This window comes from Variovorax sp. 10L421 (genome assembly GCF_056395365.1).
On the sequence record NZ_JBFTJJ010000003.1, the window covers coordinates 26,292 to 51,727 of the forward strand.

Annotated in this window: 24 protein-coding genes; 14 read left to right on the forward strand and 10 right to left on the reverse strand. The window is 67.7% G+C overall.

Annotated elements, in window-relative coordinates:
• Positions 1 to 23 precede the first annotated feature (23 nt).
• Genes AC1DFC_RS06430 through creD form a run of 3 tightly spaced genes read right to left on the reverse strand, consistent with a single transcriptional unit; the run spans position 24 to position 4,312 of the window.
• Positions 24 to 2,429, reverse strand: coding sequence for a penicillin-binding protein 1A (locus AC1DFC_RS06430; RefSeq protein WP_007833633.1), 2,406 nt, complete (start codon positions 2,427 to 2,429; stop codon positions 24 to 26).
• Positions 2,430 to 2,438: 9 nt separating this feature from the next.
• On the reverse strand, positions 2,439 to 2,843 hold the full coding sequence (locus tag AC1DFC_RS06435; RefSeq protein ID WP_413334926.1) for a glycoside hydrolase family 3 N-terminal domain-containing protein: 405 nt from the start codon (positions 2,841 to 2,843) through the stop codon (positions 2,439 to 2,441).
• Positions 2,840 to 4,312 carry a cell envelope integrity protein CreD gene (gene creD / locus AC1DFC_RS06440; protein ID WP_478178844.1) on the reverse strand — a complete coding sequence of 491 codons (1,473 nt, stop codon included), beginning with the start codon at positions 4,310 to 4,312 and terminating at the stop codon, positions 2,840 to 2,842. Before creD ends, AC1DFC_RS06435 begins: the two co-directional genes overlap by 4 nt.
• Before the next feature lie 204 nt (positions 4,313 to 4,516).
• On the opposite strand from creD, the gene AC1DFC_RS06445 reads away from it, so the two are divergent.
• From AC1DFC_RS06445 to AC1DFC_RS06480, 8 genes are all read left to right on the forward strand, one after another.
• A complete protein-coding gene (locus AC1DFC_RS06445) occupies positions 4,517 to 6,589 on the forward strand; it encodes a VIT and vWA domain-containing protein (protein WP_478178845.1) in 2,073 nt (690 codons plus the stop codon).
• Between the two features lie 19 nt (positions 6,590 to 6,608).
• Entirely contained in the window at positions 6,609 to 7,538 is a 930-nt protein-coding gene (gene xrtQ / locus AC1DFC_RS06450) for an exosortase Q (protein ID WP_478178846.1), read from the forward strand.
• Positions 7,519 to 8,088, forward strand: a complete 570-nt coding sequence (locus AC1DFC_RS06455; protein ID WP_413334934.1) for a hypothetical protein — start codon at positions 7,519 to 7,521, stop codon at positions 8,086 to 8,088. Before xrtQ ends, AC1DFC_RS06455 begins: the two co-directional genes overlap by 20 nt.
• A 10-nt stretch (positions 8,089 to 8,098) precedes the next feature.
• A complete protein-coding gene (locus AC1DFC_RS06460) occupies positions 8,099 to 9,367 on the forward strand; it encodes a biosynthetic peptidoglycan transglycosylase (protein WP_413334936.1) in 1,269 nt (422 codons plus the stop codon).
• A complete protein-coding gene (locus AC1DFC_RS06465) occupies positions 9,364 to 10,131 on the forward strand; it encodes a GNAT family N-acetyltransferase (RefSeq protein WP_413313639.1) in 768 nt (255 codons plus the stop codon). Before AC1DFC_RS06460 ends, AC1DFC_RS06465 begins: the two co-directional genes overlap by 4 nt.
• Positions 10,132 to 10,197: 66 nt before the next feature.
• Positions 10,198 to 11,094 carry a pirin family protein gene (locus tag AC1DFC_RS06470; RefSeq protein WP_007834798.1) on the forward strand — a complete coding sequence of 299 codons (897 nt, stop codon included), beginning with the start codon at positions 10,198 to 10,200 and terminating at the stop codon, positions 11,092 to 11,094.
• A 77-nt stretch (positions 11,095 to 11,171) separates the two neighbouring features.
• A complete protein-coding gene (locus AC1DFC_RS06475) occupies positions 11,172 to 12,245 on the forward strand; it encodes a flavodoxin family protein (RefSeq protein WP_007834799.1) in 1,074 nt (357 codons plus the stop codon).
• Between the two features lie 151 nt (positions 12,246 to 12,396).
• Positions 12,397 to 12,969 (forward strand): Spy/CpxP family protein refolding chaperone, encoded by a 573-nt coding sequence (locus AC1DFC_RS06480; RefSeq protein ID WP_007834800.1) that lies wholly within the window; start codon positions 12,397 to 12,399, stop codon positions 12,967 to 12,969.
• An 88-nt stretch (positions 12,970 to 13,057) separates the two neighbouring features.
• Here AC1DFC_RS06480 and AC1DFC_RS06485 read toward each other — a convergent pair whose 3' ends face one another.
• Positions 13,058 to 13,486 (reverse strand): serine/threonine protein kinase, encoded by a 429-nt coding sequence (locus tag AC1DFC_RS06485; protein WP_478178847.1) that lies wholly within the window; start codon positions 13,484 to 13,486, stop codon positions 13,058 to 13,060.
• Positions 13,487 to 13,703: 217 nt separating this feature from the next.
• On the opposite strand from AC1DFC_RS06485, the gene AC1DFC_RS06490 reads away from it, so the two are divergent.
• The 3 genes from AC1DFC_RS06490 to AC1DFC_RS06500 are packed head-to-tail and all read left to right on the forward strand — an operon-like array spanning position 13,704 to position 16,772.
• The gene (locus AC1DFC_RS06490; protein WP_413334601.1) at positions 13,704 to 14,498 is read left to right on the forward strand and encodes an endonuclease/exonuclease/phosphatase family protein; all 795 of its coding nucleotides are present in this window, start codon (positions 13,704 to 13,706) and stop codon (positions 14,496 to 14,498) included.
• Between the two features lie 20 nt (positions 14,499 to 14,518).
• Positions 14,519 to 15,793, forward strand: a complete 1,275-nt coding sequence (gene clsB / locus AC1DFC_RS06495; RefSeq protein WP_478178848.1) for a cardiolipin synthase ClsB — start codon at positions 14,519 to 14,521, stop codon at positions 15,791 to 15,793.
• 22 nt (positions 15,794 to 15,815) lie between these two features.
• Positions 15,816 to 16,772: a lysylphosphatidylglycerol synthase domain-containing protein gene (locus AC1DFC_RS06500; RefSeq protein ID WP_007834806.1), complete on the forward strand. Its 957-nt coding sequence runs from the start codon at positions 15,816 to 15,818 to the stop codon at positions 16,770 to 16,772.
• On the opposite strand, the gene AC1DFC_RS06505 is transcribed toward AC1DFC_RS06500, so the two are convergent.
• The gene (locus tag AC1DFC_RS06505; RefSeq protein ID WP_478178849.1) at positions 16,769 to 17,344 is read right to left on the reverse strand and encodes an acyloxyacyl hydrolase; all 576 of its coding nucleotides are present in this window, start codon (positions 17,342 to 17,344) and stop codon (positions 16,769 to 16,771) included. The genes AC1DFC_RS06500 and AC1DFC_RS06505 overlap by 4 nt on opposite strands.
• A 198-nt stretch (positions 17,345 to 17,542) precedes the next feature.
• Here AC1DFC_RS06505 and AC1DFC_RS06510 point away from each other — a divergent pair, with 198 nt between their 5' ends.
• A complete protein-coding gene (locus tag AC1DFC_RS06510) occupies positions 17,543 to 18,040 on the forward strand; it encodes a polyhydroxyalkanoate granule-associated phasin (RefSeq protein ID WP_413334609.1) in 498 nt (165 codons plus the stop codon).
• Between the two features lie 9 nt (positions 18,041 to 18,049).
• Here AC1DFC_RS06510 and AC1DFC_RS06515 read toward each other — a convergent pair whose 3' ends face one another.
• The 3 genes from AC1DFC_RS06515 to AC1DFC_RS06525 all read right to left on the reverse strand — a co-directional run bounded on the left by AC1DFC_RS06515 (position 18,050) and on the right by AC1DFC_RS06525 (position 20,530).
• Positions 18,050 to 19,297: a metallophosphoesterase gene (locus AC1DFC_RS06515; protein WP_413334611.1), complete on the reverse strand. Its 1,248-nt coding sequence runs from the start codon at positions 19,295 to 19,297 to the stop codon at positions 18,050 to 18,052.
• A 134-nt stretch (positions 19,298 to 19,431) separates the two neighbouring features.
• Positions 19,432 to 19,923 carry a hypothetical protein gene (locus AC1DFC_RS06520; RefSeq protein ID WP_413334613.1) on the reverse strand — a complete coding sequence of 164 codons (492 nt, stop codon included), beginning with the start codon at positions 19,921 to 19,923 and terminating at the stop codon, positions 19,432 to 19,434.
• Positions 19,924 to 20,011: 88 nt separating this feature from the next.
• Positions 20,012 to 20,530 carry a hypothetical protein gene (locus AC1DFC_RS06525; RefSeq protein ID WP_413334615.1) on the reverse strand — a complete coding sequence of 173 codons (519 nt, stop codon included), beginning with the start codon at positions 20,528 to 20,530 and terminating at the stop codon, positions 20,012 to 20,014.
• Positions 20,531 to 20,840: 310 nt separating this feature from the next.
• Between AC1DFC_RS06525 and AC1DFC_RS06530 the strand changes: the two genes are divergently transcribed.
• Positions 20,841 to 21,098: a hypothetical protein gene (locus tag AC1DFC_RS06530; RefSeq protein ID WP_007834816.1), complete on the forward strand. Its 258-nt coding sequence runs from the start codon at positions 20,841 to 20,843 to the stop codon at positions 21,096 to 21,098.
• 74 nt (positions 21,099 to 21,172) lie between these two features.
• Positions 21,173 to 21,493 carry a hypothetical protein gene (locus AC1DFC_RS06535; RefSeq protein ID WP_478178850.1) on the forward strand — a complete coding sequence of 107 codons (321 nt, stop codon included), beginning with the start codon at positions 21,173 to 21,175 and terminating at the stop codon, positions 21,491 to 21,493.
• Between the two features lie 78 nt (positions 21,494 to 21,571).
• Here the strand turns inward: AC1DFC_RS06535 and gyrB are convergent, their stop codons facing one another.
• Complete coding sequence (gene gyrB / locus AC1DFC_RS06540; RefSeq protein ID WP_007834820.1) at positions 21,572 to 24,193, reverse strand: DNA topoisomerase (ATP-hydrolyzing) subunit B; 2,622 nt, start codon at positions 24,191 to 24,193, stop codon at positions 21,572 to 21,574.
• A gap of 134 nt (positions 24,194 to 24,327) precedes the next feature.
• Positions 24,328 to 25,434: a DNA polymerase III subunit beta gene (gene dnaN / locus AC1DFC_RS06545; protein WP_007834821.1), complete on the reverse strand. Its 1,107-nt coding sequence runs from the start codon at positions 25,432 to 25,434 to the stop codon at positions 24,328 to 24,330.
• Positions 25,435 to 25,436 lie beyond the last annotated feature (2 nt).

The window sequence follows — 25,436 nt, forward strand, 5'->3', positions numbered from 1 at the left end:
CTTCGCTTTTTCCGCTTCGACTTCTAGCGGAAGAAATCGAGGATCTTGTTGCGCTCTTCGGGCGGCGGCGGTGCCCCGATTGGCGCACCCGTGAGTTCTTCGGCCGGCGGTGGCGGCGTCTCGCTGTTCTCCAGGCCCAGGCTCGCCACGCTGTGGCCCGGCGTGAAATCGTCGAAGTACCACTCGCCGTCGACGTTCACCACGCCCGCCGGTTCGGCCGGCTGCGTCACGGGCACGCCCTGCAGTGCTGTCTGCATGTAGCCGATCCAGATCGGCAGGCTCAGGCTGCCGCCGGTTTCGCCGCGCACGCCGAGTTGGCGCGGCGTGTCGTAGCCGATCCACGCGATGCCGACCATGGTCGGCTGGAAACCCGCGAACCAGGTGTCGAAGGAATCATTGGTGGTGCCGGTCTTGCCATAGAGGTCGTCGCGCTTCAGCGCCTGGTGGGCCTTGAAGCCGGTGCCGCTCTTCACCACGCTCTGCAGCAGCGAGTCCATGATGAAAGCGTTGCGCTGCGGAATGGCGCGGCGTGTTTCGTCGAGCACCGGCGCTTCGGTTTCCATGATGACCTTGTCCCTCAGGTCGGTGACGCGCGTGACGAGGTACGGATTGACGCGATAGCCGCCGTTGGCGAACACGGAGTAGCCCACCGCCATCTGCATCGGCGTGACGGAACCGGCACCCAGGCCCATCGGCAGGTTGGCGGGATGCTTGTCCTTGTCGAAGCCGAACTTGGTGACCCAGTCCTGCGCATAGGGCGCGCCGATCGACTGCAGCACGCGCAGCGTGACGAGGTTCTTCGATTTCATCAGCGCGGTGCGCAGCGGCATCGGGCCTTCGTAGGTGCCCTCGAAGTTCTTCGGCTCCCACGGCTGGCCGCCGTTGGCGGCGGCATCGAAGTACAGCGGCGCGTCGTTCACCACGGTGGCGGGCGTGAAGCCCTTTTCGAGTGCGGCCGAATAGATGAAGGGCTTGAAGCTCGAGCCCGGCTGGCGCCAGGCCTGCGTGACGTGGTTGAACTTGTTCTTGCCGAAATCGAAACCGCCCACCAGCGCCTTGATGGCGCCGCTGCGCGGGTCCATGCCGATGAAGGCGCCTTCGACTTCCGGCAGCTGCGTGATTTCCCACGTGTTCTTCGGCGTCTTCGCCACGCGGATCACGGCGCCGCGGCGGATCTTGATGTTGGGCGGCGCCTTCGCGGCAAGGCCGGACTGCGCGGGCTTCAGGCCATCGCCAGTAATCTGGATGGTTTCGCCATTGGCGCGCACGGCGCTGATTTCCTTGGCGTTCGCGTCGAGCACCACGGCAGCCACCACGTCGCCGTTGTCGGGATGCTCGGCGAGCGCGTCGTCCACGGCCTCGTCGACTTCCTTCTGCTCGGTCGGCAGGTCGACGAACTTCTCCGGGCCGCGATAAGGCTGGCGCCGTTCGTAGTCCATGATGCCCTTGCGCAGCGACCGGTAGGCCGCGGCCTGGTCGGCCGCCACGAGCGAGGTGTAGACCTTCATGCCGCTGGTGTAGATGCTGTCGCCGTACTGCGCGTACATCATCTGGCGCACCGTCTCGGCCACGTATTCGGCATGCAGGCGGTTCGGGTCGCCGGCGTCGCGCAGGTGGAGTTCTTCCTTCTTGGCTTCGGCGGCCTGCTCGGCGGTGATGAAGCCGGTTTCGTGCATGCGGTCGATCACATACAGCTGGCGCGCCCGCGCGCGGCGCGGATTGGCCACCGGGTTGTTGGCGCCGGGCGCCTTCGGCAGGCCGGCCAGCATCGCGGCTTCGGCGACGGTGACGTTCTGCAGCGGCTTGCCGAAGTAGGTTTCGGCGGCGGCGGCAAAGCCGTAGGCACGGTTGCCGAGGTAGATCTGGTTCAGGTAGATCTCGAGGATCTGGTCCTTGGTGAGCTGCCGTTCGAGCCGCAGCGCCAGCAGGATCTCGTAGGTCTTGCGGCTCATCGTCCGCTCGGAGCTCAGGTAGACGTTGCGCGCCACCTGCATCGTGATGGTCGATGCGCCCTGCTTGCGGCCACCCTTCAGGCTGGCGACCGCGGCGCGCAGGAAGCCCTTGTAGTCCACCCCGCCGTGGTCGTAGAAGCGCGCGTCTTCCACGGCCAGCACAGCGTCCTTCATGACCTTCGGAATGCTGGCGAAGGGCGTGAGGTTGCGGCGCTCTTCACCGAACTCGCCGATCAGCTGGCCCTCGGTCGAGTACACGCGCAGCGGCAGCTTGGGGCGGTAGTCGGAAAGCTCCGAGACATCGGGCAGCTTCGGGTAGATGGCAACCACCGCGACGATGGCCGCGACCAGCACCACGAGCGCGCCGGAGCCCACCCCGATGGCGCCCCAGCCGGCAATGCGTTTCCAGCGGTGGCGGGGATCGACCGGCGCCGCGCTGTCGTCGTCGGAAGGTTGGGGGCTTGAGCGTTTGAACATAGGAATTGGCTACTGGCTGGCGAAAGGTTGGAGCCGCCGCGCGCTGCTGCGTTCCAGCATCGAGAGGTCGAGCGCGCCGCACTGCGCCGCCTGCTGCGCGCAATGCATGGCATCGAAATACTTGTCTTGGTCGAAGGCGATCGGCAACAGGTCCACCCTGGCGCCAAGGGCGCGGACGGTGGCATCGCAGAGACCGCGGTTGCAGGCCGCGCCCATCGTGAAATCGTCGGTGACGAGCAGGCCCTGACAGCCCCATTCGCCTCGAATCACCTGTTGCACGATTTTGCGCGAGAAAGAGACCGGATATTCGGCGTCGAGTTCCGCAAGGATGGCATGGCCCGGCATGATCGCGGCATCCGAATGTTTCGACACGTCTTGAAACGGTTTTCGGCCGCGCGCCCTCAGCAGCTTCATGGCGCCTGCGCTTCGGGTGCCGCGACCGAAGCCGGTTCCACGCGGCGAGAGAGCGCGTACCAGTCGACCTTGCGCGTGACCAGCATCAGCACCGCCAGCATGCCGAAAATCAGCAGCGCACCCAGCAGCAGCGCGTTGCTTTCGGAAGCCAGCAGGCCGTAGAGCGCGCCATAGAGCAGCGCAACGAAGGCGCCGAACGACAGGCCGCGCCGCCAGCCTCCGAGGACTGTGCTGAAGTACACGGTCAGCAGGGCGACGCTCGCCGCGGCGGCGCCCGCGTAGGCCATCCAGAACGCGAATTTCTCGGAGAGCGCGAGCAGCAGCAGGAAGAACAGCGCGATCGACAGGCCGACCAGCCCGTACTGGATCGGGTGCAGGCGCAGCTTGCGGAACAGCTCGAACATGAAGGCGGCCATCAGCACCAGCCCGATGAACAGCACGCCGTACTTGCCGGCGCGCGTGCTCATCGAATAGACGTTGATCGGCTGCGCGAGCGACACGTCGAAGGTCTGCAGCGGACCTGTGTTGCGGTGCGCGGCGGTGGCAACAACTGCGGCGGCGGCGTTGTCGTCGGCGGGACCGCCGCGGGCCGAGAGACCCGCGCGCACCTGTTCGCGCGCCGAAGTCACGAGCGAGGACACGCGCCAGTGCGCGTCGAAGCCCTGCGGCGTCACGCTGCGCTCGGCCGCGAGAAAACGCCCGCCGAAGCTGGGGTGCGCCCAGGGCGAACGCAGGTGCGCAGTCGTTTCCTCGGCGATGGGCGCGATGGCGAGTGTGTCCTGCCCGACCAGGCCGAGCTTCATGTCGAAAGAAACCGGCGTACCGGCCTGCCATGCGGTGAGCGCCGCGCCCGTGACCGGTGCGTGGATGCCGTCGGCAAACCAGGCGCTATCGGCCAGGCCCGGCACGCGCTGCCTGAAACGCAGCGCCTCGCCGCCCATCGTCATCGCTGGCGAACCGTCGAGGCCGCGCAGGTCGCTCACGTTGAAGGCGATGAAGGGCGCCTTGAATTCGATCTTCGAATCGGCCTCGCTGTGCGCCACGGCCTTCGGGTCGAAGGCAGCGAAGCCACCGGTGAGCGTGGCGCTGAGTGTGTAGAACGGAATCCTGAAGATGCCGCGGTAGCGTTCCTGCGGCGCCATCGAGCCCTCGATGTGCAGCTTGTCCGGGAACACCACGTGGGCCATTTCCTTGCTGCGCGGCTCCTGGCCGATCACCTTGCCTTGCGCGTTGCGCAGCGGCTCCATCCAGCGCTCCACGTACGGCACCAGCAGCAGCGGGCCGACCATCGTCTGGCGCCCGGCATAGGTGGCGGCGAGCTCGTCGGCCGCTTCGCGCTGGCTCTCGCCGCGGGCGCGGTTGAGCGATTGGATCTCCCCCAGCGGAATGCACAGGAGCAGCAGCAGGAACAACAGGCCGGCGACCTTGGCCAGCATGGAATTCAGCACGGCCTTGAACAACTGAAGCATTTTCTTCTCTCCTCGTCTGTAGCGAAGCCGCGATGCTCGCCGCGCGACCCGAAGGCCGTGTGAAGCGTGCGCGCCGCCTCGCTTCACACAGACTTCACACAGCGGCCGATGGCGCCGTTCGACTTCAACGCGCCTTCCAACTGCCTTCTCGTGCGGTGCCGACAGTTGCGGCTGTGCAAGTTCGCACGGACAAGGAACCCCGCCATGGATGCCCACACCACCCCACGTCCCGGCCGCTGGCTCTGGCTCGCCACCGTGAGCCTGGCGGCTGCGGGCTTCATCGCCACGGGCGTGCGCCCGGCGCATGCGCAGGAAGCGCCCGCCGGAGCGCGCCCGAAGACCGAGAGCCCCTATTTCTTCGTGAAGAGCGACGATCCCTCGGTCGACCGCCTGCCCCTGAAGGGCACCGAGGTCTCGGTGAAGATCTCGGGCGTGATCGCCGACGTGACGGTCACGCAGACCTACCGCAACGAGGGCCAGCGCGCCATCGAGGCGAAATACGTGTTTCCCGGCTCGACCAAGGCCGCCGTGAGCGGCCTCAACGTGCGCCTGGCCGACCGGCTCATCACCGCGCAGATCCGCGAGAAGCAGCAGGCACAGATCGAGTACGACACGGCGAAGAAGGAAGGCAAGACCGCCGCGCTGCTCGAGCAGCACCTGCCCAACGTGTTCCAGATGAACGTCGCCAACATCCTGCCGGGCGACGATGTGAAGGTGGAGCTGCGCTACACCGAGCTGCTGGTGCCGCAGTCGGGCAACTACCAGTTCGTGTTCCCGACAGTGGTCGGGCCGCGCTACAACAGCCCGCAGTCGGAGAACGCGCAAGCGAAATGGGTCGCGCAACCGACGCTGGCCGCGGGCGTGGCGCCCAACACCAGCTTCAAGCTCAAGGCCAGCATCGACACGCCGATGGGCCTGAAGGAAATCCGCTCGGCCACGCACGCCATCGACGTGAAGAAGAGCGACGAAGACCGGCACGCCGACATCGTGCTCACCGCCGACGGCCGCCCCGCCGACAACCGCGACTTCGTGCTCGACTACCGCCTGGCGGGTGAAAAAATCGAATCGGGCCTGATGCTCTACAAGGGCCAGGGACAAAACTCGGATGGAAGCGCCGAGAACTTCTTCCTCGCCATGGTCGAGCCCCCCAAGGCCGTGGCCGCCAGCGCGATTTCGCCGCGCGACTACATCTTCGTGGTCGACATCTCGGGCTCGATGCACGGCTTTCCGCTCGACACCGCGAAGACGGTGCTCGAACGGCTGATCGGCGGCCTGCGGCCGAGCGACACCTTCAACGTGCTGCTGTTCTCGGGCAGCAACAGGATGCTCTCGCCGAAGTCGGTGCCGGCCACGCGCGCCAACATCGAGCAGGCGCTGGCCACCATCCAGAACTACAGCGGCAGCGGCAGCACTGAACTCATTCCGGCGCTCAAGCGCGTGTACGCCGAACCGAAGGAAGACAGCGTGTCGCGCACCGTGGTGGTGGTGACCGACGGCTACGTGACGGTCGAGCGCGAAGCCTTCGAGCTGGTGCGCAACAACCTCTCGAAGGCCAATGTGTTCGCCTTCGGCATCGGCTCGTCGGTCAACCGCAGCCTGATGGAAGGCATTGCGCGCGCCGGCATGGGCGAGCCCTTCATCATCACCGACCCGGTGCAGGCGCCCGAGCAGGCCGCGCGCTTTCGCCGCATGGTCGAGGCGCCGGTGCTCACCAGCGTGAAGGCCACCTTCGGCGGGCTCGACGTGTACGACGTGGAGCCGCAGGCGCTGCCCGACGTGCTCGGCGAGCGCCCGGTGATCGTGTTCGGCAAGTGGCGCGGCGAAGCCAAGGGCCGCGTGATCATCGAAGGCCGCAGCGCCAATGGGCCCTACCGCCAGGAAGTGCGCATCGACGAGCGCGCCCGCCATGACACGGCCGCGCTGCGCACGCTGTGGGCCCGCCACCGCATCCAGAGCCTGAGCGACCAGGAAACGCTGGAAGGCGGCGTGGCCTTCAAGGAACGCATTACCGAACTCGGCCTGAAGTACAGCCTGCTCACGCAGTACACGAGCTTCATCGCCGTCGACAAGGTGGTGCGCAATGCGGCGCCGCAGAACAGCGTGGACGTGAACCAGCCGCTGCCGATGCCGCAAGGCGTGAGCGACCTTGCACTGGGCGCCGAGGTGCCGAGCACGCCCGAGCCCGAATCGCTGGGCGCCATCGCCGTCGTGCTGTCGATGCTGGCCATGCTGCGCCGCCGCGCGCGCCGCAACGACGCCCGCCGCCTTACCGCCTGATCCATCGAGAAAGAAAAAAATGTCTCTGGCAACGCTCGCCCACCGCCACCCGCGCATCGTGGATTGGGGCATCCACATCGACCGCACGCCGGCCGCAGGCTGGCTCGGGCTGCAGCTCGTCGCGCTGATGCCGACCTGGGCCTGGATGGCGCAGCGCATGCGCGACGGCTCCGACGATCCGATGGGGCTGCTGGCGCTGGTCGCGCTCGCCGCCCTGGCCTGGAGCCGCCGGCGCGAACTGCGCGCCTCGCCGCGCCTGGGCTGGCTCGCGCTGGCGGGCGCGGGCACCGTGCTCGCGACGCTGCTGCGCACCGGGCTCGGCTTCATGCCCGCGCTGCCGCCGCTCGCGGCGGGGCTGGTGGCCGTGCTGTCGCTGGCGTGCGGGCTGCTCGCTTTCCTGCCGCGCCGCGTGGCTGCGCTGTCGGTGGCCGGCCTGTCGGTGCTCGCGCTGCCGCTGCTGTCGTCGCTGCAGTTCTATGCCGGCTATCCGCTGCGCGTGGTGACGGCCGAGGCCAGCCGCTGGCTGCTTGCGCCCGCTTTCGAGGTGGCGCGTGAAGGAGCGAGCCTGGTGGTCGACGGCCGGCTCGTGGTCGTCGATGCGCCCTGCTCCGGCGTGCAGATGGTGTGGCTCGGCTACTTCACGGCCTGCGCGGTCGCGCTGTGGGCGTCGCGCAGCGACCGGGCCTTCCTGCGCCGGCTGCCGATGGTCAGCCTCCTCGTGCTGGCCGGGAACATCGTGCGCAACAGCGTGCTGATCGCCTTGGAAGGCGCGGGCCATCCGCTCGCACCCTGGGCGCACAACGCGCTGGGCCTGCTGGTGCTGGCCGTGGTGTGCGGCGCCATCGCCCGCCTCATGGTGCCGGCACGACCCGTGCCCGAACCGGCCGAACTGCCCATCCCGGGCCTGATCACCACCCAGGGAGGCCGCCATGTCGACACCGTTCTTTGAGCGCTGGTTTGCGAACCATTTCATCAATCGCATCGGCCACAAGGCCGCCTTCGCGCTGGCAATGCTGCTGTGCGTGCTGTGGTCGGCCGCCGCGGCGGTGCGTACGCCGGCCAAACCGGTCGCCGCCGCCGTGCCGCGTGAATGGCCGAGTGAATGGGACGGCGCTCCGTTGCGCCCGCTGGCCCTGAGCGACGTGGAACAGCGTTTCGCCGACCGCTTCCCCGGCGCCATCGGCCGCATGACCGACGGCACGCAGACGCTGGTGATGCGCGAGGTGACGCAGCCCACGCGCATGCTGCATCCGGCAGCGGACTGCTACCGCGCGCTGGGCTATCGCATCGAACAGGCGCGCCTGGAACGCGATGCGCAGGAACGGTTGTGGCGCTGTTTTGTTGCGCAACGGCACGGAGCGCAAAAAATCCGCGTTTGCGAGCGCATCGTCGATGCCCGGGGCACCGCTTTCACAGACACTTCAAGCTGGTACTGGGCAGCGGCCAGCGGCCAATCCCATGGGCCGTGGCAAGCTGTCACCGTGGCGAGACCGATCTGAGAACGTGCCTGTGAAGAAGACCCTGCGATTCGTGCTTTTCGGCCTGCTGGCCCTGGTCATTACGGCCTGCGTGGCTATCTTCCTGATAGCCAAGCTGGCGCTCGCGCCGGCCGCCGGCGAATGGAGCACCACGGTGAAGGCGGGGCCGCTGAGTTTCGAGATCGGCGTTCCGACGGCCGTGCGCGTGGCCACCTCGCCGTGGTTCGCGCCGCATCTCGACGGGCGTTCGCTGGACACCCGCTTCGGCACCGTGCGCTTCGCCTGGAAGCCGGCCGGCGAGCTGCTGGAGATGCAATGCGCGCCTTGCAGCGCCGACGTGCCGGCGCTCGGCACCCAGCCGATCAGGATCGAGCGCCTGCTCGCCACCGTGAAGCGCGACGGCAACACGCTGAATGGCACCTTCGAAGCCACGCCCCAGAGCACCGACACCACCCGGCTGCAGGGCCATTGGGACGGCAAGGTCACGCTGAAGAACCTGCAGCTCAACGCCAGCGTGCAGGATGCGCCCATCGAGCGCTGGTACGCGGTGCTGGTGCCCCAGCTGCCCGAGCTGCAGCGCGCGCGCATCGGCGGCACGCTCGCGCTGCGAGGCCAGCTCGTACTGCCCGAGGCCACCTTCGCCGTGCAGCCCGTCATCAGCCAGTTCACCGTCGAAGGGCTGGGCACCGAGGCCATGCTCAACGCGCGCACCAGCTGCGGACCGTCGGCCAGGCTTGCCAACGACAGCTGGCTGGCGCGTGCCGTCATCGCCGCCGAAGACCAGCGCTTCTTCACCCACAACGGCTACGACCTGACCGAGATCCTCGCGTCGATCGACAACAACCAGAAGCCCGGCCAGATCCGGCGCGGCGGCAGCACGATCACGCAGCAGCTGGCCAAGCTGCTGGTGACGGGCAGCGACCGCACCGCCGAGCGCAAGCTGCGCGAGCTGCTCTACGCGGTCGAGATGGAGCAGACGCTGGGCAAGGCCCGCATCCTGCAGCTGTACCTGGACAACGCGCCGTGGGGCGGCAACGCCTGCGGCGCCGAGGCCGCGGCGCGCCGCTACTTCAAGCGCAGCGCGCGCACGCTCGAGCCGGCACAGGCAGTGTGGCTCGCCGCCATGCTGCACAAGCCGCAGGCCGTGCTCGAACAATGGCGGCAGGATGGCCACGTCGACGCCGACCGCATCAAGTGGATTGCCGAGGGTATCCGCGGGATCAGCCGGAACCAGCGCGAAGCGCTGCTCAAGGGCGTGGCCGCGGCGAAGTTCACGGCGCCGGAGGCCACGAAACAATGAACACCACACCCCTGGGCATCCCGGATATCGAAGCCATCGAGCGCGCCACCATCGCGGCGGTGTCGCCCGACCTGACCGAGGAGCTCGACGGCTGGCTGCTGCCCTTTGCCGGCGGCACCGTGAAACGCGCCAGGTCGGCCGTGCCGCTGCACCGCAGCGAGGTCGACCACGGCACGCTCGACCGCATCGAGGACCGCTACGACAGCCGCCAGGTCACGCCCGCGCTGCGGCTGGCCGAAGCACCGTGCTTCGAGGGCCTGCGCGCCGAGCTGGAGCGGCGCCACTACATCGACGACAGCCCGACCTGCGTGCAGGTCGGCTCGGCGCAGCGCATGCGGCAGGTGGTCGCAGGCGGCGCGCTGGCCGACGTCGATCACGCGCCCGACGCCGCCTGGTCGGCGCTGTTCCTCGGCGAGGGCTTCGATCCGGTGGACGGGGCCCATCGCGTGCGGATGCTGTCGCGGGCCAAAGGCTCGCTCTATGCGAGCGTGCGCGAAGGCGGCCGCACGGTGGCGGCGGGCGCGATGGCGTTCGGGCACGGCTGGGCCAGCGTGCACGGCATGCGCACCGAGCGGGCGCAGCGGGGGCGGGGCCTGGCGGCGCGCGTGCTGGCCGGGCTGGCGCAAGCCGCGTCGGCACGTGGCTTCGAGCGGGTGTTCCTGCAGGTCGATGCGCAAAACCATGCGGCGCTGTCGCTGTATCGCCGCGCCGGCTTCGAAACGCAGTGGAAATACTGCTACTGGCAGCGCCAGCAGTGGCCGTGACATGTCAAGCCGCCCGCTGACAGGCCGCGGGTGGCGCGGTGGGCGCGTTAGTGCCACCATGGACGGATGACGAACGCCAACCACCACGCCAACCATCCCACCGATCCCGTCGCCACGCCGCGCGGCATCGACCACATCGTGGCCGGTGTTTCCACCAGCGACGGCGACGGCGTCAAGCTCACCCGCGTGCTTCAGCAGCCGCTGCAGAAGCGGCTCGACCCTTATCTGATGCTCGATGCCTTCGGCAGCGACAACCCGGGCGACTACATCGGCGGCTTTCCCAACCATCCGCACCGCGGATTCGAGACCGTCACGTACATGATCGCCGGCCGCATGCGCCACCGCGACAGCGCCGGCCACGAAGGCCTGCTGGAGAACGGCGGCGTGCAGTGGATGACCGCCGGCCGCGGCCTCGTGCACAGCGAACTGCCCGAGCAGGAAGAAGGCCTGATGGAAGGCTTTCAGCTGTGGCTCAACCTGCCGGCCAGGGACAAGATGCGCGAGCCCTGGTATCGCGACATCCAGAGCGAGGAGATCCCGGAATTCACCACCACCGGCGGCGCGCACGTGCGCGTGATCGCGGGCGCCAGCCATGGCATCGAGGGTGCGGTGCGGCGCGAGCACACCGAGCCGCTGTACCTCGACGTCACGCTGCCGCCGGGCGCGGAGTTCGCGCAGCCGCTGCCGCACGACCACAACGCGCTGGTCTACGTGTTCCGCGAATCGCTGTGGATCGCGGGCAGCGAAGTCCCGACGCGGCGCATGGCGATCCTGGCCAACGACGCGGGCAGCGACGGCGTGGTGCTGCGTGCCGGCGCGACCAACCACAGCCCCGCGCGTGCGCTGCTCATTGCCGGCAAGCCGCTGCACGAGCCCATCGCGCAGTACGGCCCTTTCGTGATGAACACGCAGGAGCAGGTCCAGCAGGCGGTGCACGACTTCCAGAACGGCAAGCTGGGCTGAACCTGTAGTCGCCCGCCTACCGAAAGTCGGCATCGGCCAGGGTTCCGGCCACCGCATGGGCCCCCTAGATTGCGCTCATGCCCACCACGATCCGAAAAGGACAGGCGCCCGCCACGCTGCAACGCGCCCAGTTCCACGAACGCTTCATGCAGCCCTTCCAGGACCCGGCCTTCCAGGCCGAGGCCGAGTCGCTGCGGCGCATCGAACTCATCGCCTGGGAAGCTTATGAGCAAGGCCGCAAGGCGCCCGTCACCCGCAGGGCGGGGCCCGGCTATGCGGACCCGGACTACGAACTGTCCGTCGACTGGCTCGAAGCCAAGGCCCGCATCGACGCGGCGCAGCTCGCCTGGAGCCTGCCGCAGACGCCTTCGCGCGTGCTGCTGGTGAACGGCTCGCCGCGCAACGACGGCACCTGCCCCGGCGAAGTCTCCAAGACATGGCGGCTGGCCGAACTGGCGCGCGAGGTGCTCGACGGCAGCGGCATCGAGACCGACCTGCTCGACCTGAGCCTGCTCGCTTCCGAATACGGCCGGCAGATCCACCCCTGCAAGGGCTGCGTCTCCACCGCCATGCCGCTGTGCCACTGGCCCTGCAGCTGCTATCCCAACCATTCGCTGCGCCAGACCGGCGACTGGATGAACGAGATCTACGAACGCTGGGTGTCCGCGCATGGCGTGATCCTGCTCACGCCCACGCACTGGTACCAGGCGGCGAGTCCGCTGAAGCTCATGATCGACCGCCTCGTCTGCGCCGACGGCGGCAACCCGGACCCCACCAGCACGCATGGCAAGAATCCCGAGGAAGCCAAGGCGCTCGAACTCGAAGGCTGGGGCTATCCCAAGCACCTCGACGGCCGCGTCTACGGCGTGGTGGTGCACGGCGACGTGGCAGGCGTGGAAAGCGTGCGCCGAAGCCTCGTCGACTGGCTCGACTGGATGGGGCTGGTCGACGCCGGCACGCAGGCGCTGCTCGATCGCTACATCGGCTACTACGAACCCTACGCCACCAGCCACGACGCGCTCGATGCCGATGCCGACGTGCAGGAAGAAGTGCGCAACGTGGCGCGCGCCGTCGCCCGGGCGGTCGGCGACCTGCGCGCCGGCAGGCTGCAGGTGCCAGACCGCGGGCTGAAGCGGCCCCGGCCCAAGTAAAAAGTCACGCCACAGGCCGCTTTCGCGCTCGCTGTACATCATTCTTTACGCAAGCTCACGCCGGCCTAACGGAGGCGATACAGAGCGCTTCCACACTTCGTCTCACCTGCTGCCCATCGGTGGCGGGCTTCTTCGAAAGGAAGCACTTCTCATGATTTCTCTTCGCCAACGCATCGTCTGGGCCAGCCTGCTGGGTTCGGCCGCCCTCGCCTCTTCGGGCGCGTTCGCTCAAGCGCCGGCCGCCTCCACCCCAGCCGCACCCACCGCCGCGGTGGCCCAGGCCGACAACGCCGCGGCGCCCAAGGCGCAGCACAAGCGCATGGACCCCGCCCAGCGCATGGAGCGCATGCAGGAGCGCCGCACCAAGCGTCTTGCCGCCCTGAAGGACAAGCTCAAGCTCACCGCGGCCCAGGAAGGCGCATGGAGCACCTTCACCGCCGCGACGCAGCCGCCCGGCGGTCCGCGTCCGCACATGGACCGTGCCGAGTTCGCCAAGCTGACCACGCCGCAGCGCCTGGAGCGCATGGAGGCTCGCCGTGCCGAACGCAGCGCGATGTTCGCCAAGCGCGCCGAAGCCACGAAGACTTTCTACGCCGCGCTGACGCCCGAGCAGCAGAAGACCTTCGACGCCGAGACCGTGCACTTCGGCGGCCACCGGGGTGACCACGACGGCCATCGCGGCCATGAAGGCCAGCGCGGTGCGCCGGCACCTGCCAAGGGCTGATCCACACCCGCTGCGCCGGTGACGGCGCCATCGAATGAAAGCCCGCAACGCGAAAGCGCTGCGGGCTTTTTTCATCGACGGGCGGGTTTTACTGCGGCGTGCCCGTCTTGTCCGTCGGATTGGTCACCACGTCGGGGCGTTCGCCCTTCTGGCCGAACTGCGGCTTGACCTTGCGCCCCGTCTGGCTGACCTCCGCGCGGGACATCTCGCCGGTCGGCTGCGGCATGGCGTTGGGCTGGTGGTTGACGGTGGTGGACGCCTCGCCCTTGGGCACCACGCTGTTGGCATTGTTGCGGTTTTGCACACGGGCCTCGGCCTTCACCGCCTCGCGCGATATGGGCATCGAGGCGTCGGGGCGCTGCGGCGGATTTGCAACGCCGGCAGGCGTCATGGTGCTGGCTTCGCCGCCCACCGACGGGGCGGGCTGGGCGGGAATGGACGTGGCCTGTGCCGACGCGATGCCGGCCATGCCCAGCAACGCGGCGAGAACCGTGGCGTGAAAAGTGATTTGCTTCATCGATGTGCTCCTTGTGGCTTTGTGTCGGTGTCGAGGATGAAACGCGGGCTGCTTTCCGAGCCCTCGAAAATCACCGTAGAGGCAGCGAAATTCCCACCGTGTGGGGGTGCGGCAGGCCTGCCTGTAGGAGCCGGCCGCCCACGCGTGAAAGGGGGCGGAAGGAGGTGGCGAGTTCCTACAGTCAGGAGGGGCGCGGCAACGTACAACTTGCACAACGATGTCCTCCTCTCCCATTCCAGACGCCGCGGCGTCCGCGCAGGCCTCGCCGACCTCGCTCAAGGTCATGACGGTGAACACCCACAAGGGCTTCACCGCGCTCAACCGCAGGTTCATCCTGCCGGAGCTGCGCGACGCGGTGCGCACCGTGGGCGCCGACGTGGTGTTCCTGCAGGAAGTGCTCGGCACCCATTCGCGCCATTCGCGCAGGGTGAGCAACTGGCCCGAAGCGCCGCACTACGAATTCCTGGCCGACACCATGTGGCCGCAGTTCGCCTACGGGCGCAATGCGGTGTATCCGAAAGGCCACCACGGCAATGCGCTGCTCTCGAAATTCCCGATCGTGCATTTCCGCAACCACGACGTGTCCGTGAGCGGTCCCGAGAAGCGCGGGCTGCTGCATTGCGTGCTGCGGCTGCCGGGCCGTGTCGTCGACGTGCACGCGGTCTGCGCCCACCTCGGGCTGGCCGAGGCGCACCGGCAGCAGCAGCTCGAGCTGCTCTGCCACATCGTGCGCGACGAGGTGCCGGCCGACGCGCCGCTGATCGTGGCGGGCGACTTCAACGACTGGCGCGGCCGCGCGCACGAGATCCTGGAAAAAGGCGCCGCTCTGCGCGAAGTGTTCGTGCATGCCAACGGCCGCGCGGCCAGGACCTTTCCCGCCCGCTTCCCCGTGCTGCCGCTGGACCGCATCTACGTGCGCAATGCCGGCGCGCACGCGCCCGTGGTGCTGCCGCGCCGGCCGTGGTCGCACCTGTCGGACCACGCCCCGCTGGTGGCGGATATCGACCTGTGAGCGCAGTGAGCGCGCGAGCCATGAGCAGCGGGAACAACAACCACTGGACCGGCGGCAACCGCATCGAGTTGCTGGAGAACGGCGAGCAGTTCTTCCCGCGCGTGTTCGACGCCATCCGCAAGGCACGGCGCGAGGTGATCGCCGAGACCTTCATCCTGTTCGAGGACAAGGTCGGCCTGCAGCTGCACGCCGCCATGCGCGAGGCGGCGCAGCGTGGCGTGAAGATCGACCTGATGATCGACGGCTTCGGTTCGCCGGATCTCTCGCGCGAGTTCATCGAGGGCCTGACATCGGCCGGCGTGAAGGTGCGGGTGTTCGATCCGGGTCAGCGCTTCATGGGCCAGCGGCTGAACGTGTTCCGCCGCATGCACCGCAAGATCGTGGTGGTCGACGGCGAGCGCGCCTTCGTCGGCGGCATCAACTATTCGGCGGACCACCTGCTCGATTTCGGACCCAAGGCCAAGCAGGACTATGCGGTGGAACTCGCGGGCCCGATCGTGGGAGAGATCCACCAGTTCGTGCTGCGCGCCATCGCGCTCGGCGGCAAGGGCGCGAGCTGGTTCCGCCGCCGGCTGAAGTTGGCGCCGCCCGTGAACCAGGTCCGCGCCGGCGAGGCCGATGCGATGTTCGTCACGCGCGACAACCGGCGCCACACCAACGACATCGAGCGGCAGTACCGTGCGGCCATCCGCGCGGCGCGCAGGCGCATCGTGATCGCCAATGCGTATTTCTTTCCGGGCTACCTGCTCATCAAGGAATTGCGGCGCGCGGCGCGGCGCGGCGTGGACGTGCGGCTCGTCCTGCAGGGCGAGCCCGACATGCCGATCGTCAAGACTGCCGCGAGCATGCTCTACCACCACCTGCTGCATGCCGGCGTGCGCATCTACGAATACTGCGACCGTCCGCTGCATGGCAAGGTCGCGCTCATGGACGACAGGTGGAGCACCGTGGGGTCGAGCAACCTCGACCCGCTGAGCCTGTCGCTGAACCTCGAGGCCAACGTGATCGTGCGCGACGCGGCCTTCAACCAGGTGCTGTGGGAGCGCATGGACCGGCTGATGCAGCACAGCTGCAAACAGGTGGAGGCGGCCGATCTCGCCAGCGAATGGAGCGGCTGGCGGCTGGTGCGCAGCTTCTTCGTCTTCCACATCCTGCGCTGGTACCCGGCCCTGCTGGGCCGCCTGCCGCGACACGCGCCGCGCCTGACGCCGGCCGAGGCCACCGACCTCGCGAGCCGGCGCGGCAGCGGCCGCAGTGACCCGGCCGGCGGCGCCACCCGGACGGAAGCCGCCTGAGCGGAAGCGCCGCATCGAATCGATGAGCACCATGGCTCTCTCCCACCACGGCTGGTGGCCCTGGATTCGCCGCGCGGCGACGTGGGGCTTCTTCGCGCTGATCGCGTGGCTGCTCGTGCGGCAGGCGCGCACCATCCACTGGGACGAGGTGTTCGACGCGATCCGCTTGCTGCCTGCCGCCGTGCTGCTTGCGGCCGGCGTGCTGGCGGCAAGCAGCTTCGCGCTCTACAGCACCTACGACCTGCTGGGCCGGCACCTGACGCGGCACCGGCTCGGCACGGGCACGGTGATGGGCGTGACTTTCATCAGCTACGCCTTCAACCTCAACCTCGGGTCGCTGGTGGGCGGCGTGGCCTTCCGCTACCGGCTCTATTCGCGCCTGGGCCTCGCGAACGAGACCATCACTCGCGTGCTCGGCTTCAGCATGCTGACCAACTGGCTCGGCTACCTCGTGGTGGCCGGCGCAGCATTCCTTTTCTGGCCGATGAGGCTGCCGCCCGGCTGGAAAATCGACCACGAGGACCTGCGCATGCTCGGCGCGGTGCTGCTGATGGTGGCCCTGGCCTACCTGGTGCTGTGCGCAGCGGCGAAGGGGCGCGTCTGGCGCGTGCGCGGCCATGCGTTCAGGATCCCGGGGCTGGCCATGGCGCTGCTGCAGCTCGCCATGTCGTGCACCAACTGGTCGCTGATCGGCGGCGTGATCTGGTTCCTGCTGCAGGGTCAGGTCGGCTATCCGCAGGTGCTCGCGGTGCTGCTGGTGGCGGCGGTGGCCGGAGTCGTCACGCACGTGCCGGCGGGGCTCGGCGTGCTCGAGGCGGTGTTCGTGGCGCTGCTGTCGCACGAGGTGCCGGAAGCCCAGCTGCTCGGCGCGCTGCTGGCTTATCGCGGCCTGTACTACCTGCTGCCGCTGATGGTGGCCGCGCTGGGCTATCTGGTGACGGAGGCGAGAGCGAAGCGGCCGGGGATGGCGGGGCGCTAGAAGCGGTAGGCGTAGCGCAGCCGGACGAAGGTCTCGCCCGGGTTCGGCTTCTTGATGCCGCCATTCGAGAAGTGCTGCACGCGCAACGACAGTTCATGCGTGCCGTGCTCGCCGAAGCTGCGTCCGATGCCCAGCACCTCGGTGAACTGGAAGGCGGTGCTGAAGCTGCGGTCGGGCGTCCTGTAGACGTGATCCATCACGCTGCCGCCGACGCCACCTTCGGCAAACCAGGGCGAGTCGCCATGGTCGAAGCGGTAGCGCCAGGTGTAGATGGCGCCGATCTGCGTGTAGTTGCGCGGGCCGTTGCCGAGGGCCGGCGCATGCCAGTTGCTCAGGTACACATCCCAGTAGCCCGAGAGTGCGCCTTCGCGCACCGGCTGGCGCGGTGACCACGGGAAGGTCATGCCCACCGTCGCTGAATCGGCGCTGCCCATTTGCCCGTGCGGGGCGCGGCCTCCCTCGACGTACATGCCCGTTGCGCTGTCTTCGAATGCATGGGCCGCCGCGCCCGGCAAGGCCGAAAGGGCCGCGAACAGGGCGGCCCGAAGAGGTGTGGCGACGCGAAATCTCATGCTGCGGCCCGTGACGCGTGACGTGAAACAGGAAGACATCATCAATCTCAACCCTGTTCAGCATTCGCTCGGCACGTAATTTCCACATCGGGAAGTAGGACCCGATCAATAAAAATGCAGTGCCGGATTTGTTGCACTGCAGCATTTTCGGGCCGGCGAAGCCTATAGTGGTCCGACCTCCTCCAGCGCACTGCCCTCATGCCCTCCCTCACCTCCGCCGCCCGCCTGGCCAATCCGCTCATGCAGTGGTTCGACCTGGCCTTCAAGACCCATGAGATGCTGCTGTCGTCCGGCTCCGTGATCCGCATGCGCACCGAGCGCATCGCCAAGGCCGGACTCACGCCCAGTGCGGCCGACCTCGCGGAATTCCAGCTCATGGGGCAGGAAAAGCTGGCGGCTGCAAACGAGGCTGGCATCGCGATGGCGAAGCAGTGGCACAGCAGCCATTTCTCGCTCGCCAGCCGGGTGCTGCAGCAATGGGTCCAGGGCACGACGGCCTTCTTCTTGCTGGCGGGCAGCGTCACGCCGGCCCAGGCGGCCGCGCATGGCGATGCGTTCGTGCAATCGGCCGCGGGCACGGTCGATGCCGCGAGCCAGCTGCCGGAAATCGCGGCGCGCATCGCACGCGAGGGCCTGGAGCCGATCCACGCGGCGGCTACCTCCAACGCACGCCGGCTGGCCGAACTCGAATCCTGAGCAGGCTCTTCAGGACTTCGCCGGCACCAGCGTCAGCAGCGTGATTTCGGAAGGCGCGCCAAAGCGCTTCGGCGGGCCCCAGTAGCCGGTGCCCCGGCTCACGTACACCCACATGTCCTGCAGCCGGTGCAGGCCGGCCGTGAAAGGCTGCTGCATCGGCACGAACAGGTTCCAGGGAAAGAACTGGCCGCCGTGCGTGTGGCCAGACAGCTGCAGCTGGTAGCCGGCCGCCGCAGCCAGCGGCGCGCTGCGCGGCTGGTGCGCAAGCAGCACGCGCGTGTGCACCAGCGGCGGCGCGTCGTGCAGCGCCAGGTGCGGATCGCTGGCGTGCGCCGCGTCGAAGTGCCCGGCAGTGAAGTCGGTCACGCCGGCGAGTACGAGCGCGCTTTCGAAGAGCTCTTCATCGGTCTGCGCGCCGCGCACATTGCGCGTCTGCAGCACCACGTGCTCGTTGAGCAGCACCTTCAGGCCGAGCCGGCGCAGCTCGTCGATCCAGGCATGCGCGCCCGCGTAGTACTCGTGGTTGCCCGTGACCACGAAGGTGCCGTGGCGCGCACGCAGACCGGCCAGCGGCGCGATGTGCTCGCGCAGTTCCGGCACTGTGCCGTCGACCAGGTCGCCGGTGATCGCGATGGCGTCCGCGCCCAGGCGATTCACCGCATCGACGATGCGCTGGATGTACGCGTTCCGGATCGTCGGACCCACGTGGATGTCGCTGAGCTGCGCGATCGTGAAGCCTTCGAGTGCCTGCGGCAGGCCGCGGATGGGCACGTCCACCCGCTTCACGCCGGCCGTGCGGCGCGCATTGAGGAAACCGATCGCCGACGTGGCCGTGGCCATCGCCAGCACGGCCAGCGCGCTCCATGGCTGCAGCACATTCCACTGCACCGGCACACCGCCCAACGCGCTTGCGAGCCAGGCGAGCAGCAGGCCAGCGTCGCGCAGCAGCGTGAGCACGAACATCGACGAGAACCAGCCCATGCCGATCAGGCCGATCCACTTGAGCACATCGCCCGTGGCGGCATCGCGCCCGATGCGGCGCGACACGAAAGGCAGCGGAATCGTGACCGCGGACACCGCGAGCGCGAACAGCGCCAGCGGCCACGCGGGCGTGAGCACGGCCAGCGCGGGCAGCAGGCGCAGCGCGATATAGACGTGCAACAGCGCGGTCAGGGCGCTCAGGGGACGGATCGGCATCGGGGCAATGGGATCGGGCACTGCCCGGGACACCTCATCTGCAAGGCGCATGCCGCGCATTCAAGGCGCCGGGAAGTGCGGCGATAGCTATTTTTTCTATAGCGCAATGCGCCCGGATAGCAGGCTTCATGGCTCTGCCGGACCCACAAGAACGGTACCGGTCCGCCGCGGTGCCGGCGCCCACTTTCGCCGTGTTACTGCACCGTGCGCGTGCCGGCCGAAGCCATGTCGGTGCCTGCCGGCCAGATGAAGCTCGCCTTGGCCGGTGCGCCCTGCAGCACGTGCAGCTGCTGCTTCAGCACCTGGCTGCCGATGCGGGCCTCGACCTCATAGGTGCCCGGATCGAGGCGCGCCACCATGAACGGGCCGCCCGACACCACGTTGTCGAGCAGTGCGGTGCCGCTGCTGTCGCGCACCGTCACGTGCACGTTGGCCGCGAAGTCGGCGCCCTTGCTGTCCTTGACCGCGAATTCGAAGGTGGCGGGCCAGCGCGGCGACACCGTCTCCATCAGCCGGGCCTCGTCGCTGCCGATGCCGCCGCTCATGTATTCGACACCGTGCGCCATGTAGATCGGCGGGTTCACCGCCGCCTGCGCGGGCGAAAGCGCGCCGAGCACAACGGCGGCGCAGAACAGGGCGGCCGCCAGCGGCCGCATCGCGCGCGATGATGGAAAACGGGTGCCCATGGTCTGAATCCTTTCCTTGTCGTCGTGGCGAGAAGCCACGACGTCACTGTGCGGTTCGCGGCTTAGGAAAGGCTGACCGGAAAAAAGCTCAGCGGGCGGTGGACGTCTGCGCCAGCGCCTGTGGCAACGAAGGCGCGATCGAGGCCATGTCGAAATTCGAGGGCCACACGAACGACGCACGCGCCGGCATGCCGGCAATCACCACCAGCGACTGCGTCAGCGTGAGGCCGCCGAGCGTCACGTTCACGTCATAGGCGCCCGGATTGAGGCGCGCCAGCATATAGGGGCCTTGCGACTGCACGTCCATCACGACCTGGCCGGTGTATTTCTGGCGTACTTCAATAAGGGCCTTGGCGGGAAAGCCGGGCACCCCTGTCCCCTTGCCGTCGCTGACGCCGAAATCGATGGTCGCGGCCCAGCGCGGCGACACCATTTCCATGAACGCGGCTTCGTCCTTGGCGGCGCCGCCGCACATGTACTCGATGCCCTGCGCCACCTGGATGGGCGGGTTCGAGAACGCGTGGGCTGAAGTCACGGCCCCGAGGAATGCTGCTGTACCGCCCAATACCAGCGCGGCCAGGGGCCGGCGGAGACGCGTAGGGTTCATTGCTGTGTGGTCCTCGATCTTGCGTGACGTGAAATCCGTCGGGGATTTTGCTTAGCAAGAGTCGGGCTAGATATAGCGTTTACGAGGAACGATCTTCGGATTGAAGGTGAATGCTATTGTTTTCATAGCTGATGACGGCCTTGTGACGTGCATTGCCGGTGCTTTTACTGACAAGCCTGAGGGAAACCCTGATGTGCCTCGGTCTGCGGCGTTTTCGGGACGGATTCCGCCGGCGGGCATGGCGCGCGCCTACAGCCGCACATGGCGGTGCGGGTTAAGAACGGCTGAACGCAAACAAGGAGCTTCGGCCATGACATTCCAATCGACCATCGACGACTTCAGGAAAGTGGATGCCGCGCGCGCCGACTATCCCGGTGAGCATCTCGCTGTGCTGGGCGCCGGCGTTTTGCTGCTGCTGGCGGCGGGCCGCAGCCGCTCGTTGCTGGCGCGCATCGCCGTCGGTGCGGCCGGCGGTGCGCTGATCGGGCGCGCGGCGAGCGGCACCGGAGGGATCGCCCGGTTGGCGGGCGCATTGCAGGCCGGGGGCTGGCCATGGCTGCGGCGCTGAGAGGACGGCCTGGCCGGTCCTTTGGGCCTTGGGGGCCGCCGCAGTATTGGGCACCGTGCCTCGGGGTGGCACTCGTGGCGATGTTCCTGTTCTATGCGACCCTCCAGGGGCTGGTACGGGAAAGCGCGGCACGCGCGCCGGTTCAGGCGAGCATCCCGGCTGCGTTCGTCCAGCCGCCCGTTACGAGCGATCGCGAGGAAGCTGCGCGGCCTGTGAGGCCGGCCGCCCTCCCCGTCGCGTCTCTCGTTCCGCTGGAGGGTGCCCCTGTCGAGCCTCCCCGCGTGGCAACGCCCACCGTCAAGGTGACCAAGTGCATCGGCCCGTCCGGCGAAGCCGAATACTCCGACGGCCCGTGCTCGAACGGCGGGCTCGCCACAACCTTGCGCCTGCAATGAGAAACGCCCGGGTGACCGGGCGTTTTCAGGCTCTTCAGCGGTGCGGCACGGGGCCGTGGATGTGGGTGACGACCATCATCACACGTCGATATTCGCCGCCCGCAGCGCGTTCTGCTCGATGAACTCCCGGCGCGGCTCCACCTCATCGCCCATGAGCATGGTGAACACGCGGTCGGCTTCGATCGCGTCGTCGATCTGCACCCTGAGCAGGCGCCGCACGGTCGGGTCCATGGTGGTTTCCCACAGCTGCTCGGGGTTCATCTCGCCCAGGCCTTTGTAGCGCTGGCGCGAGGTGGCGCGCTCGGCTTCGCTGATCAGCCACTTCATGGCCTGGCGGAAGTCGTCGACTTTTTCTTCCTTGGCGCGTTCGCCTTCGCCGCGCTTGACCAGCGCGCCTTCGGGACTCAGCAGGCCGCGGAAGGTGTTGGCGGCTTCGGCGAGCGCTGCGTAGTCGGCGCCGTGGACGAAGTCCTGCGTGAGCACGCTGCTCTTGATGTTGCCGTGGTGGCGGCGGCTGATGCGCAGCAGCGGCTTGTCGGTGCGGGCGTCGAATTCGCTGCTCACCTCGGCCGGCACACCGGTCGTGTTGAGCTCGCGCAGCTTGGCCTGCAGCGCGACGGCCGAAGCCTCGGCGGCGGGCGTGGTGTCGAGGTCGAGCGCCACGCCGTCGGCAATCGCGCGCAGCGCCTCGGCGTCCATGAAGTTGCGCAGGCGCGCAATGACGGCCTCGGCCACCTGGTGCTTGCGCGCCAGCTCGGCCAGGGTATCGCCGGCGAGCGTGGTGGAGTTCGCGCCGCCGGTCTGCAGGCTCGCGTCCTTCAATGCCACCTTGAGCAGGAAGGCGTCCAGCGCGGGGCCGTCCTTCAGGTATTGCTCTTCCTTGCCGACCTTCACCTTGTACAGCGGCGGCTGCGCGATGTAGATGTGGCCGCGCTCCACCAGCTCCGGCATCTGCCGGTAGAAGAAGGTGAGCAGCAGCGTGCGGATGTGGGCGCCGTCGACGTCGGCGTCGGTCATGATGATGATGCGGTGGTAGCGCAGCTTGGCGACGTTGAAGTCGTCCGCGCCGCCGCCCGCGGTGGTGGCGCCGGCGCGGCCGATGCCGGTGCCCAGCGCGGTGATCATCGTGAGAATTTCGTTGCTGGTCAGCAGCTTCTCGTAGCGCGCCTTCTCGACGTTCAGGATCTTGCCGCGCAGCGGCAGGATGGCCTGGAACTTCCGGTCGCGGCCCTGCTTGGCGGAGCCGCCGGCGGAGTCGCCCTCCACCAGGTAGACCTCGCAAAGCGCCGGATCTTTCTCCTGGCAGTCGGCCAGCTTGCCGGGCAGGCCCATGCCGTCGAGCACGCCCTTGCGGCGCGTCATTTCGCGGGCCTTGCGGGCGGCTTCGCGGGCGCGGGCGGCCTCGACGATCTTGCCGCAGATGATCTTGGCGTCGTTCGGGCGTTCCTGCAGGTAGTCGGTCAGCAGCTTGCCGACGATGTCTTCCACCGGCGCGCGCACTTCGCTGGACACCAGCTTGTCCTTGGTCTGGCTGGAGAACTTGGGCTCGGGCACCTTCACGCTCAGCACGCAGCACAGGCCTTCGCGCATGTCGTCGCCGGTGACTTCGACCTTCGCCTTCTTCGCGAACTCGTTCTCTTCGATGTACTTGTTGATGACGCGGGTCATCGCGGCGCGCAGGCCCGTGAGGTGGGTGCCGCCGTCACGCTGCGGGATGTTGTTGGTGAAGCAGAGAACCTGCTCGTTGTAGCCGCTGTTCCACTGCATCGCCACTTCGACGCCGATGTGCGTGCCGGGGATGCCGCCGTAGGTGTCGGCCGGGCGCTCTCCCTCGGCGTAGAACGAGTTCGGGTGCAGGACGGTCTTGCCCTTGTTGATGAACTCCACGAAGCCGCGCACGCCGCCGGCGCCGGAGAAGTCGTCTTCCTTGCCGGTGCGCTCGTCCTTCAGGCGGATGCGCACGCCGTTGTTCAGGAAGCTCAGTTCGCGCAGGCGCTTGCTGAGGATCTCGTAGTGGAAGTCCGAGTTCTCCTTGAAGATCTGGGTGTCGGGCAGAAAATGCACCTCGGTGCCGCGCTTGTCGGTGTCGCCGATGATCTTCATGGGCGAGACTTCGACGCCGTTCACCGTTTCGAGCAGGCGGTCCTGCACGAAGCCGCGGCTGAATTCGAGCTCGTGGATCTTGCCTTCGCGGCGCACCACGAGGCGCAGCATCACGCTCAGCGCGTTCACGCAGCTCACGCCCACGCCGTGCAGGCCGCCCGACACCTTGTAGCTGTTCTGGTTGAACTTGCCGCCGGCGTGCAGTTCGGTCAGCGCGATCTCGGCAGCCGAGCGCTTGGGCTCGTGCTTGTCGTCCATCTTCACGCCGGTCGGGATGCCGCGGCCGTTGTCGGTGACGGAGATCGAGTTGTCGGAGTGGATGGTCACGACGATGTCGTCGCAATGGCCGGCCAGCGCCTCGTCGATGGAGTTGTCCACGACTTCGAACACCAGGTGGTGCAGCCCGGTGCCGTCGGAGGTGTCGCCGATGTACATGCCGGGGCGCTTGCGCACGGCCTCGAGCCCTTCGAGGATCGTGATCGAGCCTTCGCCGTAGCTGGTGTCGGCGGCTATGGCCTCGGGCGGCACGACCTGAACTTCAGGCGTGTAGACCGGTTCGGTGTGCGGCACTTCGGGCTTGTTTTCTTCAGCACTCATTCGGATATTCCTCTGTCTCTCACGGCATTCACGTGATTTTTCGGGCTCTCAAAAGCTCAATTCGCCGCCTCTTGAAAGCGCAAACCCGCGGAGGGCCGCGGGCTGTGTGCGCAAGGCGCTTCGGGGTCTGTCTGCTAGATACGCATCGGCATCACGACGTACTTGAAGGATGCGTTCTCGGGGATGGTCAGTAACGCCGAGCTGTTGGAGTCGGCAAGCTCCAGCTTGACCATGTCCTGGTCCATGTTCGACAGCGCGTCGATCAGGTAGGTGACGTTGAAGCCGATCTCGATGGCGTCGCCGCCGTAGTCGATGTCGAGTTCGTCCTGCGCTTCTTCCTGCTCGGCGTTGTTCGACGCGATGCGCAGCGTGCCCGGCTCGATGTTCAGGCGCACGCCCTTGAACTTCTCGCTCGTCAGGATGGCGGTGCGCTGCAGGCTGGCCAGCAGCGGCGCGCGGCCCAGCGTGACGCTGTTCTTGTGGTTCTTCGGGATCACGCGGTTGTAGTCGGGGAACTTGCCCTCGACCAGCTTGGTGACGAACTCCATGCCGCCAAAGCTGAACTTGGCCTGGTTGTTCGCGAACTGCATCTCGATGGCGCCTTCGGCGTCCGACAGCAGGCGCTGCATTTCGATCACGGTCTTGCGCGGAAGAATGACTTCCTGGCGCGGGACCTCGACGTCGAGCATGGCGGAGGAAAACGCCAGGCGGTGGCCATCGGTGGCGACCAGGCTCAACTGCTTGCCTTCGGCCACGAACAGGATGCCGTTCAGGTAGTAGCGGATGTCGTGTACGGCCATCGCGAACGAAACCTGCGAGAGCAGGTCCTTCAGCGTCTTCTGCGGCACGCTGAACACAGGGCCGAAATTGGCGGCTTCCTGCACCAGCGGGAAGTCTTCGGCGGGCAGCGACTGCAGCGTGAAGCGGCTCTTGCCGCCCTTGAGCACCAGCTTGCTGGCGCTCGACTCGAGGCTCACGGTCTGGTCGGCCGGCATGGTGCGCAGGATGTCGATCAGCTTGCGCGCGCCGATGGTGGTTGTGAAGCTGCCTTCGTCGCCGCCGAGCTCGGCGGTGGTGCGGATCTGGATTTCGAGGTCGCTGGTGGTCAGCTGCAGCTGGCCGCCGGTCTTGCGGATCAGCACGTTCGCCAGGATCGGCAAGGTGTGACGCCGCTCCACGATGCCCGCCACCGACTGCAGCGCGGCGAGGACTTTGTCTTGGTTTGCCTTCAAAACGATCATGT